At 69.3% G+C, this 14,940-nt stretch carries 13 protein-coding genes and 1 tRNA gene; 8 read left to right on the plus strand and 6 right to left on the minus strand.

The genetic code is table 11. The features are described 5' to 3' along the window. Positions 1–518 precede the first annotated feature (518 nt). A complete protein-coding gene (serS, locus tag IE226_RS21455; RefSeq protein ID WP_190082925.1) occupies positions 519–1,808 on the plus strand; it encodes a serine--tRNA ligase in 1,290 nt (429 codons plus the stop codon). Then, the gene (locus IE226_RS21460; protein WP_190082926.1) at positions 1,805–2,629 is read left to right on the plus strand and encodes an HAD family hydrolase; all 825 of its coding nucleotides are present in this window, start codon (positions 1,805–1,807) and stop codon (positions 2,627–2,629) included. Before serS ends, IE226_RS21460 begins: the two co-directional genes overlap by 4 nt. A gap of 54 nt (positions 2,630–2,683) precedes the next feature. Here the strand turns inward: IE226_RS21460 and IE226_RS21465 are convergent. From IE226_RS21465 to IE226_RS21485, 5 genes are all read right to left on the minus strand, one after another. Next, positions 2,684–2,772, minus strand: a tRNA-Ser gene (locus IE226_RS21465). A gap of 264 nt (positions 2,773–3,036) precedes the next feature. Next, complete coding sequence (locus IE226_RS21470; RefSeq protein WP_190082927.1) at positions 3,037–3,756, minus strand: ABC transporter permease; 720 nt, start codon at positions 3,754–3,756, stop codon at positions 3,037–3,039. 11 nt (positions 3,757–3,767) lie between these two features. Beyond that, positions 3,768–4,679, minus strand: a complete 912-nt coding sequence (locus IE226_RS21475) for an ABC transporter ATP-binding protein (protein ID WP_190082928.1) — start codon at positions 4,677–4,679, stop codon at positions 3,768–3,770. After that, positions 4,676–5,584: an ABC transporter permease gene (locus tag IE226_RS21480; RefSeq protein WP_190082929.1), complete on the minus strand. Its 909-nt coding sequence runs from the start codon at positions 5,582–5,584 to the stop codon at positions 4,676–4,678. Before IE226_RS21480 ends, IE226_RS21475 begins: the two co-directional genes overlap by 4 nt. Beyond that, complete coding sequence (locus IE226_RS21485) at positions 5,574–6,584, minus strand: ABC transporter ATP-binding protein (RefSeq protein ID WP_229871446.1); 1,011 nt, start codon at positions 6,582–6,584, stop codon at positions 5,574–5,576. Before IE226_RS21485 ends, IE226_RS21480 begins: the two co-directional genes overlap by 11 nt. 275 nt (positions 6,585–6,859) lie before the next feature. Between IE226_RS21485 and IE226_RS21490 the strand changes: the two genes are divergently transcribed. The 6 genes from IE226_RS21490 to IE226_RS21515 all read left to right on the plus strand — a co-directional run bounded on the left by IE226_RS21490 (position 6,860) and on the right by IE226_RS21515 (position 13,079). Continuing rightward, complete coding sequence (locus IE226_RS21490; protein ID WP_190082931.1) at positions 6,860–7,711, plus strand: M24 family metallopeptidase; 852 nt, start codon at positions 6,860–6,862, stop codon at positions 7,709–7,711. After that, complete coding sequence (locus IE226_RS21495; RefSeq protein WP_190082932.1) at positions 7,708–9,489, plus strand: SDR family oxidoreductase; 1,782 nt, start codon at positions 7,708–7,710, stop codon at positions 9,487–9,489. The genes IE226_RS21490 and IE226_RS21495 overlap by 4 nt, the downstream gene beginning before the upstream one ends. Next, a complete protein-coding gene (locus IE226_RS21500; RefSeq protein WP_190082933.1) occupies positions 9,486–10,418 on the plus strand; it encodes a MerR family transcriptional regulator in 933 nt (310 codons plus the stop codon). The genes IE226_RS21495 and IE226_RS21500 overlap by 4 nt, the downstream gene beginning before the upstream one ends. Positions 10,419–10,616: 198 nt before the next feature. After that, complete coding sequence (locus tag IE226_RS21505) at positions 10,617–11,171, plus strand: RNA 2'-phosphotransferase (protein WP_190083104.1); 555 nt, start codon at positions 10,617–10,619, stop codon at positions 11,169–11,171. A gap of 35 nt (positions 11,172–11,206) precedes the next feature. Next, a complete protein-coding gene (locus tag IE226_RS21510; RefSeq protein WP_190082934.1) occupies positions 11,207–12,130 on the plus strand; it encodes an LLM class flavin-dependent oxidoreductase in 924 nt (307 codons plus the stop codon). 61 nt (positions 12,131–12,191) lie between these two features. Continuing rightward, positions 12,192–13,079 (plus strand): Cof-type HAD-IIB family hydrolase, encoded by an 888-nt coding sequence (locus IE226_RS21515; RefSeq protein ID WP_229871395.1) that lies wholly within the window; start codon positions 12,192–12,194, stop codon positions 13,077–13,079. A 58-nt stretch (positions 13,080–13,137) separates the two neighbouring features. Here IE226_RS21515 and IE226_RS21520 read toward each other — a convergent pair whose 3' ends face one another. After that, the gene (locus tag IE226_RS21520) at positions 13,138–14,937 is read right to left on the minus strand and encodes a GAF domain-containing sensor histidine kinase (protein ID WP_190082936.1); all 1,800 of its coding nucleotides are present in this window, start codon (positions 14,935–14,937) and stop codon (positions 13,138–13,140) included. Positions 14,938–14,940: the final 3 nt, after the last annotated feature.

A 14,940-nucleotide genomic window follows, 5' to 3' on the forward strand; every position in this document is an offset into this window, starting at 1 on the left:
GACCTGGGGACAAGTCGACAACGAAGCATGACATGGTCGACAAATCGGCCTACACCCCACAAGTCCGTCCACAGCCTCGCACGTCACCCCTCGTCCACCCTTTTCCATTGATCAACTCTTTGGGGCGAACCATTTCCACTCGAAAGTGGTTGTGAGGGTGGTTTGGGACCGGAATCCTTCGCCGCGCATGCGGCTTTCGGAACGATCTCTTCAGGCATCCACAGATCTTTCGCACAGCCTGTGGATAACTTTTCCGGAGTGGATATTCCTGTGGACAACCGGCCCGCCAAGTCCCGCTCCCCGCAAGGGGATCGAGTCAACGGGGCGCGTCCCCTCTGCCCCGTTCCGGGGAGTGACGACCTTTCGATTGACCGGGGTGTGCTGATGTACTGGGCGACCACGGGACGACCCGCGAGGCGGGGTGCCTTCCGGAATTCCCATTCCGGCAAATCAACCATAACGCCACAGAATGAAATACCGAGTCGAGAGCCGGAACCGCTCGACGGTAGCCTGGTGGGGTGATTGACCTTCGCCTGCTCCGTGAGGACCCCGACCGTGTTCGCGCCTCCCAGCGCGCCCGTGGAGAGGACGTCGCACTCGTCGACGCCCTGCTCTCCGCCGACGAGCGGCGCAGGTCGTCCGGGCTCCGCTTCGACGAGCTCCGTTCCGAGCAGAAGGCGCTCGGCAAGCTCATCCCCAAGGCCTCGGGTGACGAGAAGGCCGAGCTCCTGGAGAAGGCCGGCGAACTCTCCGCCGCCGTCAAGGCGGCCAACGCCGCGCAGGACGAGGCCGACGAGGAGACCAAGCGCCTGCTCGGCCAGCTGGGCAACCTCGTCCACCCGGACGTCCCGGTCGGCGGCGAGGAGGACTTCGTCGTCCTCGACACGATCGGCACCCCGCGCGACTTCGCGGCCGAGGGCTTCGAGCCCAAGGACCACCTGGAGCTCGGCGAGGCGCTCGGCGCCATCGACGTCGAGCGCGGCGCGAAGGTCTCGGGATCGCGCTTCTACTACCTCACGGGTGTCGGTGCCCTGCTCGAACTGGCCCTGGTGAACGCGGCGATCGCGCAGGCGACGGAGGCCGGGTTCATCCCGATGCTGACGCCCGCGCTCGTCCGCCCGCGCGCCATGGAGGGCACGGGCTTCCTCGGCCAGGCCGCCGAGAACGTCTACCACCTGGAGAAGGACGACTACTACCTGGTCGGCACCTCCGAGGTCCCGCTCGCGGCGTACCACATGGACGAGATCATCGACGCCGACAAGCTGCCCCTGCGGTACGCGGGCTTCTCGCCCTGCTTCCGCCGCGAGGCCGGCACGTACGGCAAGGACACCCGCGGCATCTTCCGCGTGCACCAGTTCGACAAGGTCGAGATGTTCTCGTACGTCGACCCGGCGGACGCCGAGAACGAGCACCAGCGGCTCCTGGAGTGGGAGAAGCAGTGGCTGACCGGCCTCGGTCTGCCGTTCCAGGTGATCGACGTGGCCACGGGCGACCTGGGCGCCTCGGCCTCGCGGAAGTTCGACTGCGAGGCGTGGATCCCGACGCAGGGCAAGTTCCGCGAGCTGACCTCCGCGTCGAACTGCGACAGCTTCCAGTCGCGCCGTCTGTCGATCCGGATGCGCGACGAGAGCGACGGCAAGAAGGTGACGCAGCCGCTCGCGACGCTGAACGGCACGCTCTGCGCCGTCCCGCGCACGATCGTCGCCCTCCTGGAGAACCACCAGCAGGCCGACGGCTCCGTGTGGGTCCCCGAGGTGCTGCGTCCGTACCTGGGGGGACGAGAGATCTTGGAGCCCATCAACAAGTGAGTCACCCTGCTCCCGCCACGCCGTCCTTCCCGTACAAACTCGTCGCGACCGACCTCGACGGAACGCTCCTGCGCTCCGACGACACGGTCTCGGCGCGTACGCGCGACGCGCTCACCGCGGCCACCGCGGCGGGCGCCGCGCACATCATCGTCACCGGTCGTGCCGTGCCCTGGACCCGGCACATCCTCGACGATCTGGGCTATGACGGCCTCGCGGTGTGCGGGCAGGGCGCGCAGGTCTACCACGCGGGCGAGCACCGGCTGCTCACGTCGGTCACGCTCGACCGGCAGCTGGCCGGTATCGCCCTCGCCAAGATAGAGGCGGAGATCGGCCCGCTGGCGCTGGCCGCGAGCCGCGACGGTCTCGACGGCGAGGTGATCGTCGGCCCCGGGTACGTGGTGCAGGACGGCCCGCTGCCCGCCGTGCCGTTCACGGATGTCGCCGAGCTGTGGGCGGCTCCGCTGAACAAGGTGTACGTCCAGCATCCCGGCCTGAGCGACGACGAGCTCGCCTCGGTGGCGCGGCAGGTGGCGGGCGGCCTGGTCGGCGTCACGATGGCCGGTGAGGGCATCGTCGAACTGCTCCCCCTCGGCCTCTCCAAGGCCACGGGTCTGTCCCTCGCGGCCCGCCGCCTGGGCGCGAAGGCCGCGGACACGATCGCCTTCGGGGACATGCCCAACGACATCCCGATGTTCGGCTGGGCGGCACACGGCGTGGCGATGTCCAACGCCCACGAGGAACTCAAGGCGGTCGCGGACGAGGTGACGGCGTCGAACGAGGACGACGGCATCGCGGCGGTGCTCGAGCGTTTCCTGGCCTGAGGCCGCCTCTCCGGGGCCGCGCGCGGGCGGGCCCCGGATCGGTGCAACGTCTTGCGGAGGATGCGCGGATCGAACGCGCGCGGGATTTGGCGGTCCCGACGACGGCTTAGCAAGCCGCTGCCTTACCACTCGGCCAATCCTCCGGGTGGGCGACCCGCGCAGCGAGTGCGCGCTCGAAGCGGCCGCCCCGGGTATCTCCCCCGTGGGCGGGGCTCTACGGAGTGAGTAACTACTCCGGAGCCTGCCGCGGGCTGCCCTGCCGGGAACTCGACGGACTACTGACGGACACGTCGGCTCCTCTCCCGGTATGCGGGCGCCAGGGTCGTGGCGCGGTGACACGACTACTGTGCCCGCGCCCCCACCTCGCCCGCCACCGAATTAATTGCTCACTCCTCCCCGTTAATTGCCTACTCCTCCCCGGCCAGCTTCAGTGACCGCAGCTTCTGACCGGCGTACCAGGTGGCGAGGACCGTGACGGCGACAAGGAGCACCGTGGCCACCGGGAGACCGACGTCCGAGGTGATCAGATCGCCGCCCGCGCTCTTCTCGGCGACGGCGAGCGACCACTGCTGGACACTGAGCGTGCGCGCCCCGGCGACAAGCGACCCGAAGAGGGCCTCCCACACGAGGGCGTAGACAAGACCGAAGACCACCGCGTGCCGGGTGATGGTGCCGAGGAGCAGGAAGAGCGCGGCGTACGCGATGGAGGCGACCAGGGCCGCGACGGTGTACGCCACGGCGATCTGCTGGCCGTTGCCGTTCAGGATCATGCCCGCGATGAAGGTCGGGATCGCGGAGAAGGCCATGGTCACGGCGATGGCGACGGTGAGCTTGGTGACGATGATCGTGGGCCGCTTGACCGGCTTGGAGAGGAGATAGACGACGGAGCCGTCGTCGATCTCCGGGCCGATGGCTCCGGTGCCCGCGATGACGCCGATGATCGGCACCATCGTGGCGAGGGCGAATCCGCCGAGGAGGTCGACGGCGACCTGGTCGTCGGCGCCGCTGAATCCGCGGACCGCGGCGGCGATGACGATCAGCAGGACGGGCAGGGCGAAGAGGATCAGGGCCCGGCGGCGGCCGAGCAGGGCCCGGTAGGTGAGCCGGGCGACAGTGGGGTCGTACACGATGGCTCCCTTCAGGCCGCGACGAGATAGGAGAAGACCGACTCGAGGGACTCGTCGGACGGCGAGACCGTGAGGAGCCGGATGTCGTGATCGCGGGCGATGCGTGGCAACAGGGCGGTGAATCGCCCGAAGTCGATGGCTTGGATGCGCAGTGCGCCTTCCTTGAGGTCGACTTCGATTCCTGCCGTCGACGGGTCTGCGATCAGGGCGGCGGCCAGGGCGCGGTCGTCGCTGGAACGCACCAGGTAGCGGTGCGGGCGGTCGGTCATCAGGCGGCGGATCTTGCGGAAGTCGCCGCTCGCCGCGTGCCGGCCGGCCACGATCACCTCGATGTGCGAGGCCAGTTGCTCGACCTCTTCGAGGATGTGCGAGGAGAACAGGACCGTGCGGCCCGCGTCCCCCATGCGCCGCAGGAGGTCCATCAGCTGCATGCGCTGACGGGGGTCCATGCCGTTGAACGGTTCGTCGAGCAGGAGCACGGACGGTTCGTGGACGAGGGCGGACGCCATCTTCACGCGCTGGCGCATGCCCTTGCTGTACGTCGAGATCTTGCGGTCCTGCGCGTACTCCATCTCGACCGTGGCGAGGGCCCGCTGCGCGGCCCGTTCGTCCAGGCCGTGCAACTCCGCGTTGGCGACGACGAATTCGCGGCCGGTGAGGAAGTCGTACATCGCCTCGCGCTCGGGGACGATGCCGATGTCCTTGTAGATCTGTTCGTTGCGCCAGATCGGCTTGGCGTCGAGCGTGACGCTGCCGGTCGAGGGGGCGAGGAAGCCGCCCATCATGTTGATCAGGGTGGATTTCCCCGCGCCGTTCGGGCCGAGGAGGCCGGTCACGCCGGGGCCTACGTTCATCGTGATGTCGTTGACCGCCACCACGTTCCCGAACCAGCGTGACGTGTGGTCGATGTTGATGGTGGTCACAGCCCGACCTTTCGGTAGCGGCGCATCATCGCGCCGTAGCAGCCCGCGATGAGGGCGAGGACGACGATCACGTAGACCACGCCCGTGCCGGACGAGGGGCCTTCCCCGCCGGGGAAGGCGGAGGTCGCGCCGAGGAAGGCGGTCTGTACGCCGTCGATGAGTGTGATCGGCGAGAAGAGGCCGAGCCAGGCGATGGCGTCGGTGGTGCTGCCCTGTTCGTAGGCGATGGCCTGGACCGTGGACACCGCTCCGTAGCTGATGGTCAGGACGGCGATGACGGCTGCGATCCCGAAGCCGCGGCGGGGCGTGATCGCCGAGATGATGAGGGCTATGCCGGAGAAGAGGAGCGAGAGCAGCGCCACGGAGACGAGCCCCTGGGCGAAGCCCTTGGTCTGGTCCGCGAAGTCGAGTTTGGCGAGCAGCGCCCCTACGTAGAGGACGAGCAGCGGCGCCGCCGTGAGGATGAAGAGGGCCGAGGCCATCGCCGCGAACTTGGCGCGTACGTAGTCGCTGTGCTCGATGGGGCGGGAGAAGTAGAGGGGGACTGTCTTGAAGCGCAGGTCGCGCGAGACGGTCTGGGGGGCCTGGGCGGCGAGATAGAGACTGATGACGGCCTGCAGCAGGATCGCGTAACGGGTGTATTCGACGGGGAGTTCGTTCGCCTTGGTGGTCACGGCGACCGCCACCATGATCGCGGCAGGGACGCACATGACCGCGAAGAGGATCATGGGGAGGACCTTGGACTTGGCCGAACGGCCCAGTCCGTACGCTCCGCGCAGGCTCTGGGAGAAGAGCGAGCGGCGGGCGTAGGCACGGCCCAGGCGCGGGCCGTCGTAGTTGCGATAGCCGATGTTGTGGATCTGGGTCTGTTCGCCGGCGTGTGCCGGGGGCTGCTCAACCGCCATGACGGACCGCCTCCTTCCGCGCTTCCGTCCGCTCGGACTGCTCGGTCTGCCCTGTCTCTTCGGTCTCTTCGGTCTGCTCGGACTGGAAGACCTCGGCGATGTGGTGCCTGCGCTGTTCCATCCGGATCAGGCCCAGGCCGAGGTCCGCTACGAGATCGCGGACCAGGTCGTAGGTCTCCTCGCCGTCCGCCTCCAGCAGCACGGTGTGCCCGGCTCCGGGCAGGCCGCTTCCCTCGTGGGTGGCGACCCCGCGGCTCTGCAACGCCTCGCGGAACACCCGGGTGCCGTCGGGGTGTTCGTCGGTGTCCGTCACCTCGACGGCCAGGGTCGTGGTGATCTGGGTGAAGTCGGTGGTGGAGCTGGACCGCAGGAGCTTGCCGCCGTCGATGACGACGACGTGGTCGCAGGTGCGCTCGAGCTCGCCGAGCAGGTGCGAGGTGACCAGGACGGAGATGCCGAAGTCCGTGTGGACGCGGCGGATGAGGCCGAGCATCTCGTCGCGGCCCACCGGGTCGAGGCCGTTGGTCGGTTCGTCCAGGAAGACCAGGTCGGGGTCGTGGACGAGGGCCTGCGCGAGCTTCACGCGCTGCTTCATCCCCGTCGAGTAGCCCCCGATGGGGCGGTAGCGCTCCTCGTAGAGACCGACGTGCCGCAGGGTGTCCGCGGTGCGCTCGCGGGCCGCCGTGGGCGGCAGTCCCGACATGCGCGCCATGTGGACGACGAATTCGGTGGCCGACACGTCGGGCGGCAGGCAGTCGTGCTCGGGCATGTAGCCGACGCGCTCGCGGATCTGGCCGCCACTGGTGGCGACGTCGAGACCGAGCACGGCGGCGGTGCCCTCCGTGGCGGGGGACAGACCCAGCAGGATCTTGATCAGTGTGGACTTGCCGGCTCCGTTGGCTCCGACGAGTCCGGTCACACCGGGCCCGATGTCCATGGAGAGCCGGTCAAGCGCGGTCACCCTCGGGAACCGCTTGCTCAGGCTTTCGGTCGCGATCACAGTCACGATTCGAAGTTAGTGGCGCAGGCCACATCAGGCGTCAGACCAGGGGCCTGTCCTCGTCTCACTCTCCGGTATTACGGGCCCGTAGGGGTCCTCCTGAAGTCGACCCCTCGGGGAGAACCCGCAGCCGCCCCTGGTCCCGGGCCCCGCTCGTGCACAGCTATTGACGTAGCCGCTGAGCATTGTCACATTCATCAGTGTCAAGTTACGGACGCGTACTGCGATGGACCGGACACGCGTGCCGCGATGACCGGACACGGACGGACGGTGGCATGACCTCAGCAGTGGCAGGTGAACTCTCCGCGGAACTACGGGGGTTCAGGGAAGTGCAGACCCTCGCGTATGAATGTGCGGAGGCGGTCGCGGCGCAGCTCAAGCCGGGGGTGACCGAGCGTGAGGCTGCGCGGATGCAGCGCGAGTGGCTGCGCGAGCGGGGTGTGCGGGACTGGTTCCACCTGCCTTTCGCCTGGTTCGGGGACCGCACGGCGTTCGTGAACTTCCGGATACCGCTGCAGTTCTTCCCCACCAACCGCCGGCTTGAGCCGGGGATGCCTTTCATCCTCGACATGGCCCCGGTCCACAAGGGCTACACCGCCGACATCGGCTACTCGGGCTGCCTGGGGCTCAACCCCGTGCACGACAAGCTGCTCGCCGACCTGGAGGCGCACCGCGAGCTGCTGCTGCGCGAGGTGCGCGAGCGCCGGACGCTGCGTGAGATCTACGAGGACGTGGACCGGCTCATGGTCCGCCAGGGCTACGCCAACCGCCACCGCGCCTATCCCTTCGGCGTCATCGCGCACAAGGTCGACAGGGTCAAGGAACGCCGCAGGTCACCGCACGTCTTCGGTTTCGGCACCCAGTCCCTGAAAGGCCTCGCGAGCGACGCGATCCATGGCCACCGGGACGGCTGGTCCCCGCTGTGGTCGCCGTACAAATTCTCCGACCACCCGCCCCGGCCGGGGCTCTGGGCGGTCGAACCGCACCTCGGATTCAGGGGTACGGGCGCGAAGTTCGAGGAGATCCTGGTCGTCACCGACTCCAAGGACCCCGAACAGAGCGCGTTCTGGCTGGACGACGATCTGCCGCATGTGCGGCGCTGGGCTGAGGAGAGGGCCGCCGCATGAGCACGGAAGCGACCACCACGGGGATCAAGAACGCCCGCGAGCGCCGGGTGCGCACGGGCGGAGTGGAGCTGTGCGTCGCCGAGCTCGGCGACGCGACGCAGCCGACGGTCCTGCTCGTGCACGGCTACCCCGACTCCAAGGAGGTGTGGACGGAGGTCGCCGAGCGCCTCGCCGACCGCTTCCACGTCGTGCTCTACGACGTGCGCGGCCACGGCAGGTCGACCGCTCCGCAGCCCCTGCGCGGTGGCTTCACGCTGGAGAAGCTCACCGATGACTTCCTGGCCGTCGCCGATGCCGTGAGCCCGGACAAGCCGGTGCATCTGGTCGGCCACGACTGGGGATCGGTGCAGGCCTGGGAGTTCGTCACGGTCAAGCGCACCGAGGGGCGCATCGCGTCCTTCACCTCGATGTCGGGGCCCTCGCTCGACCACTTCGGGCACTGGATCAAGAAGCGGATGACCCGGCCCACGCCCCGCAAGGTCGGCCAGCTCCTCGGCCAGGGCGCCAAGTCCTGGTACGTGTACATGCTGCACACCCCGGTGCTCCCCGAGCTCGCCTGGCGCGGCCCTCTCGGCAAGCAGTGGCCGAAGATCCTCCAGCGCATGGAGAAGGTGCCCGCGGGCGATTACCCGACGTCGTCGCTGCGGTCGGACGCCGCGCACGGCGCGTGGCTCTATCGCGACAACGTCCGCGCGCGGATGCGCAGGCCCCGCACCGACGCCTACGCCCACGCGCCCGTGCAGCTCATCACGCCGTCCGGCGACATCTTCCTGTCGGAGCGGCTCTACGACGAACTGGAACTCTGGGCGCCGGATCTGGTGCGCCGCAGCATCCCGGCCAAACACTGGGTGCCCCGCACCCGGCCCGACCAACTGGCCGCGTGGATCACCGACTTCGTCACCACCAACGAGGACGGCATCCCCGCGAAGGACAGTGTGGCCACGGGGAAGCACGCCGACCGCTTCGGCGGTCAGCTGGTCCTGGTCACGGGCGCGGGCAGCGGCATCGGCCGGGCCACCGCCTTCGCGTTCGCCGAGGCGGGCGCGCGCGTGGTGGCCGTCGACCGGGACGCGGAGAGCGCGGCGCGCACGGCGGAGATGTCCCGGCTTGTCGGCGCCCCCGAGGCCTGGGGCGAGACGGTCGACGTCAGCGACGAGCAGGCCATGGAGAAGCTCGCCGAGAAGGTCGCCGAGGAGTACGGCATCGTCGATGTCCTGGTGAACAACGCGGGGATAGGCCTCTCCGGCTCCTTCCTCGACACGAGCCCCGAGGACTGGAAGAAGGTTCTCGACGTCAATCTGTGGGGCGTGATCCACGGCTGCCGGCTCTTCGGCAAGCAGATGGCCGAGCGCGGCCAGGGCGGCCACATCGTCAACACCGCGTCCGCGGCGGCGTACCAGCCGTCCAAGGCCCTGCCCGCCTACAGCACGTCCAAGGCGGCGGTCCTGATGCTCAGCGAGTGCCTGCGCGCGGAGCTTGCGGGGCAGGGCATCGGGGTCTCCGCGATATGCCCCGGCTTCGTGAACACGAACATCACGGCGACCACACACTTCGCAGGTGTCGACGCCGAGGAGGAGAAGCGCCGCCAGAAGAAGACCTCCCGTCTGTACGGCCTGCGGAACTACCCGCCGGAGAAGGTCGCCGACGCGATCCTGCGCGCGGTCGTCAGGAACCAGGCGGTCGTGCCGGTCACCCCGGAGGCCCGTTCCGCCCACCTCATCTCCCGCTTCATGCCCCGGGCGCTGCGCGCGATAGCCCGGCTGGAACCGCCGCTGTGAGCGCGGGGGAGTACCGCATCGAGGACCTGGCGCACCACAGCGGCGCCACGGTCCGGACGATCCGTGCCTATCAGGACCGCGGCCTGCTCCCCCGCCCCGAGCGCCGCGGCCGGGCCAATGTGTACGGCGACGCCCACCTGGCCCGGTTGAGGCAGATAGCCGACCTGCTCGACAGGGGCTACACCCTGGCGTCCATCAAAGAACTCCTCGAGGCCTGGGACGCCGGCCGGGGGCTCGGCGGCGTCCTGGGGCTCGCCGCCGAGGTCGACGGCCCGTGGACGGACGAGAAGGCCGACCGGATGACCCGCGCGGAGCTGGACGAGGCGTTCGGTGGCGAGCCGGACGAGGCGGCGGTGGCCGACGCCATCGCGCTCGGCGTCCTGGAACCCGTACCGGGCCGGGACGACGAGTTCCTGGTGCCGAGTCCCCAAGAGCTGGCGGTTGCCGTTGAGTTGCATGCCGCCGGGGTGCCGTTGTCGGCGATCTCCAGTCATTTGCGGGAGTTGAGAGGACAGGTCGAGCACATAGCGGCCCGTTTCCTGGAGTTCACCACCGAGCACGTCTTCGCGCGCTACCTCGGTCACAATCCGCCGAGCGAGGTGGACGCGGCGGAAGCGGCGGCTCTCGTACGGCGTCTGAGGCCGCTCGCCCAGCAGTCGGTGGACGCCGAACTCGCGCGGGCCATGCGCCTGTTCGCGACCCGCCACCTCAAGCACCACCTCGCGTCGGGCCAACCGGTCCAGCGTACGGAGGAGCCGTTCCCGGTGGCCCTACCCGCGTCCACAATGCACGCTGTTGAGGCGCTGGTTGGCCGCGCCAACGCAGTCGCCTTTATTGCAGCGGCTACTGAACGTGAGGTTCAGGCAAGGACATTGGACGCTCTTGCCGCAAGTCATAGCAATAGTGGAACTGTTGACCAAAGCGCCTAAATAGTCTGTGTGTTGTCCACAGAATCGCCAATTAGCCTGTGGATAACCCGACTTGGTTGTGGATCAAACCTGTGGACGAAAAGTGTCGGATGAAAAGTCGGTGGACGAAAATCGAGTGCGAGGAGAACGGCTCGGAGCGAGGCTGAACGGATGAATGGAGAACCCCCCTCCGATGAGGCGGCAGGCGTGCGACGCGCGATGGACGATCGGCGCACGGTGAAGGTGTCGAAATATTTGTCCAGGCACCTGCGCCACCAGCCCGAGCGCATCGGACTCACACTCGACGAGAACGGTTGGGTGGAGATCGACGCACTGATCGCCGCGGCGGCGGCACACGGCTTCCGCTTCACCCGTGCCGAACTCGACCACGTGGTGGCCGTGAACGACAAGCAACGCTTCGCCGTGGAAGGCGGCCGTATCCGCGCCAGCCAGGGCCACTCCGTCGACGTCGACCTCGGTCTCGCGCCGGCGACTCCGCCCCCGTATCTCTTCCACGGAACGGTGGCCCGCAATACCGCGGCGATCCGCGCCGAAGGGCTGCGGCCCATGAACCGCCACGCCGTGCACCTCTCGCCCGATCGCGAGACCGCCACCCGCGTCGGCGCCCGCCGCGGACGGCCCGTCGTGCTCTTCGTCGACGCGGGCACGATGCACCGCGACGGGCATGTGTTCCAGGTCAGCGCCAACGGGGTCTGGCTCACCGCCGCGGTGCCACCCCGGTATCTACGCTTCCCCTCCCAGCACGCGAGCTGAAGGAGACACTCCTCCCGGGGCATACGCTCTGATGCATGAGTTTGCGTCTGAGCACCGTGATCCTGCCCGTCCGCCGCTGGCACGAGGGCGGCAAGGAGCGTTGGCAGCGGGCGGAGGAGCTCGGCTTCCACACCGCGTACACCTACGACCACCTCTCCTGGCGGACCTTCCGCGACGGCCCCTGGTTCGGTGCGGTGCCGACCCTGACCGCGGCCGCGGCAGCCACCGACCGGATGCGCCTCGGCACCCTGGTCACCTCGCCGAACTTCCGTCACCCGGTCACCCTCGCCAAGGACCTGATCACGCTGGACGACGTGTCCGACGGCCGGATCACCCTCGGCATCGGCGCGGGCGGCAACGGCTTCGACGCCACCGCGCTGCTCAAGCCCTCGCAAGAGCCCTGGACCCCGCGCGAGCGGGCCGACCACTTCGGCGAGTTTCTGCCCCTGCTCGACCGCCTTCTGACCGAAGACGTCGTTTCGTACGAGGGCGAGTACTACTCGGCGTCCGAGGTGCGCAACATCCCCGGCTGCGTCCAGCGCCCCCGACTGCCCTTCGCCGTGGCCGCCACCGGACCCCGCGGCCTGAAGCTCGCCGCGCGCCACGGACAGGCCTGGGTGACCACGGGCGACCCGAAGCTGTTCGAGAACGGCACTCCGGAGCAGTCACTTCAAGCCATCCGCGGCCAGGCCGAGAAGCTGGCCACGGCGTGCGACGCGATCGGCCGCGATGTCGCCGAAGTCGACAAGATCTTGCTCACCGGGTTCACCCCCGACCGCCCCCTGGACTCCTTCGACGCGTTCGTTGACTTCGCCGGCAACCACGCTGAGCTGGGATTCAACGAGATCGTTCTGCACTGGCCGCTTCCCGGAACGGATTTCGCGGCCGACGAGAAGCTCTTCGAGCGGATCGCCACGGAGGCCCTGGTCCAGCTGGGAGGCAGCACGGCAGGGGCGTAACGGCACTCAGATGTGCAACCCAGCGCACGCCCGTGCAGCCAGGTGCGGGACAATCGGTGGCGTGACCTCAGCTACCGAACGGCCCGAGTCCCCGGCCGCCTCCGTCCCCCACCGGCCCAAGGCCCGGCTGATCGCCACGGACCTGGACGGCACCCTGCTGCGTGACGACAAGTCAGTGTCCGACCGCACCGTCGCCGCACTCGCCGCCGCCGAGCGGGCCGGGATCGAGGTCTTCTTCGTGACCGGCCGCCCGGCCCGCTGGATGGACGTCGTCAGCTCCCACGTCCACGGCCACGGCCTCGCCATCTGCGGAAACGGCGCCGCCGTTGTCGACCTGCACGACGGCTCGGGCGGCCACCGCTTCGTGAAGGTGCGGGAGCTGCGGCGCGAGGACGCGCTCGACGTCGTCCGCCTCCTGCGCGCGGCGGCCCCCGGCACGTCCTTCGCGGTCGAGCGGACCGGCGGCCTGCACCACGAACCGACGTACCCGCCCCTCCACCTGGAGCCCGGCGAGAGCGTCGCCCCCGCCGAGAAGCTCCTCGCCGAGGACTCGGAGAACGCGACCCAGCCCATCCTGAAGGTGTTGGCCTTCCACCCCGAGCTCGCGCCCGACGAGTTCCTGGTCGTGGCCCGTGAGGCCGTGCGCGGGCAGGTGGAGATCACCCGCTCGAGCCCGAGCGCCCTGCTCGAGATCAGCGGCCCCGGCGTCTCCAAGGCCAGCACCCTGGAGCTGTGCTGCGCCGAGCGCGGCATCACGCCCGCGGAGGTCGTCGCCTTCGGGGACATGCCGAACGACATCGAGATGCTCGGCTGGGCGGGCACGTCGTACGCGATGGGCAACGCTCACCCGGACGTGCTCGCGGCCGCATCGGGACGCACGGTCGCCAACAACGAGGACGGCGTCGCGGTCGTCATCGAGCGGATCCTGAGCGAGCAGCAGGACCAGTAGGACCTGAGCGAGCAACAGGATCAGTAGGAACAGGATGACCGGCGGGGCGGGGCGCGGTTCAGTACGGCGCCTGCCACACCACCGTCGTACCGGCCCCGTCCTCCCCGATGCCGGCCCCGTACCAACTGTCCCCGCCGAGTGACTCCGCACGTCTCTTGAGGTTCTTCAGGCCGCTGCGCCGGCCGCCCTCCGTGATGCCGATGCCGTCGTCCGAGACCGTCAGACGTACGCCCTGCTGGCGGTCGGGAAGGATCACCGTCGCGTCGACGACGACGTCGATGCGGTCGGCGCGCGCGTGCCGGAACGCGTTGGACAGCGCCTCGCGCAGCGCCGCGATGAGGTTCTTGCCGGTGAGCTCGCCGACCACGGTGTCGACGGGGCCCGTGAAGTGGTGCGTGGGCTTGAAGCCGAGCGGCACGGCGGCCATGTTGATCTCGCGCAGGACACGCGTACGGAGCCCGGAAGGTGCCTCGGCAGGTCCCTGCTGCAGGGCGAAGATCGCCGTGCGGATCTCCTGGATCGTCACGTCCAGCTCGTCGACGGCCTTGCCCACACCCGTCTGCACCTCGGGCACGACCGACCTGCGCTGAGCGCTCTCCAGCATCATCCCGGTGGCGAACAGGCGCTGGATGACCAGGTCGTGCAGGTCCCGCGCGATGCGGTCGCGGTCCTCGTACACCGCGAGCCGTTCACGGTCGCGCTGTGCCTCGGCCATCATCAGCGCGAGCGCGGCCTGCGAGGCGAACTGGGTGGCCAGCGTCCGCTCGGTCTCGCTGAACGGCCGCGCTCCACGCGCGCGTGGCGTGACGAGTGTCCCCATGACACGTCCGTCGCTCTGCAGCGGCAGCATCATGACGGGCCCGTAGCCGCGGGCGAGGTCGGTCATGACGCGCGGGTCCGTGGCCGCGTCGTCGAGGAAGACCGCGTCACCGGCGAGCAGTTCGCCGATGATGTGGCTCTCCGGGGGGATGACCGCGCCGAGCATCCCGGGGGGTTCGTCCGCGGATACGGCCACGATCTCCATGCCGCCCTCCTCGTCGGGCAGGAGCACGATTCCGGCGGCCGAGTCGGCGAGATGGCGGGCCTGTTCGGCGACGACGGCGAGCGCCTCCTCCGCGTCGCTGCCCGAGAGCAGCGCCGTGGTGACCGCCACGGAGCCGTCGATCCACCGCTCGCGCTGCATGGCGGCTTCGTAGAGACGGGCGTTGCCGATGGCGATGCCCGCCTCCGTGGCGAGCACGCGGACCATGTGCGCGTCGTACTCGTTGAAGTCGGCGCCGCCCCGCTTCTCGGTCAGGTAGAGGTTGCCGAAGATCTCGCCCTGGACGCGGATGGGGACGCCGAGGAAGGTCCGCATCGGCGGGTGATGGGCCGGGAAGCCGCACGAACGCGGGTCGGCCGACAGATCCGCGAGGCGCAGCGTCTCGGGCTGGTGGATGAGGGCGCCGAGCAACCCCTTGTGTCCGTCCGGCAGGCGCCCGATGCGGTCGGCGGTCTCCTCGTCGATTCCGGTGTAGACGAAGTCGGAGAGGCCCTTGCCGTCCCCGGAGACGACGCCGATCGCCGCGTAGTGGGCGTCCGCGAGCTCGGCGGCCGTGACGCAGATGCGGTCGAGCGTGGTGTGCAGTTCGAGCCCGGCGCCGACGGATCGCATCGCCTCCAGCAACTGCGGCACCCGCGCGGTCAGCTCGGGGGAGAGCCCCTGGAGACCGCGGGTCGCCTGCTCGGCCGCCTCGGAGGCGTCCGGCGTGCCCGCCGTGCTCGGCGTGTCCGGTGCACCCGTAGCGCCCGGTGCACCCGGAGCGCCCGGTGTGGCGTCGGGGTCCGGCGAGGCCGCGGAGGGCGAGGGAGCTGGCATGCC

The sequence above is a fragment of the Streptomyces longisporoflavus genome, from assembly GCF_014649775.1.
In the GTDB taxonomy this organism is placed as follows: domain Bacteria; phylum Actinomycetota; class Actinomycetes; order Streptomycetales; family Streptomycetaceae; genus Streptomyces; species Streptomyces longisporoflavus.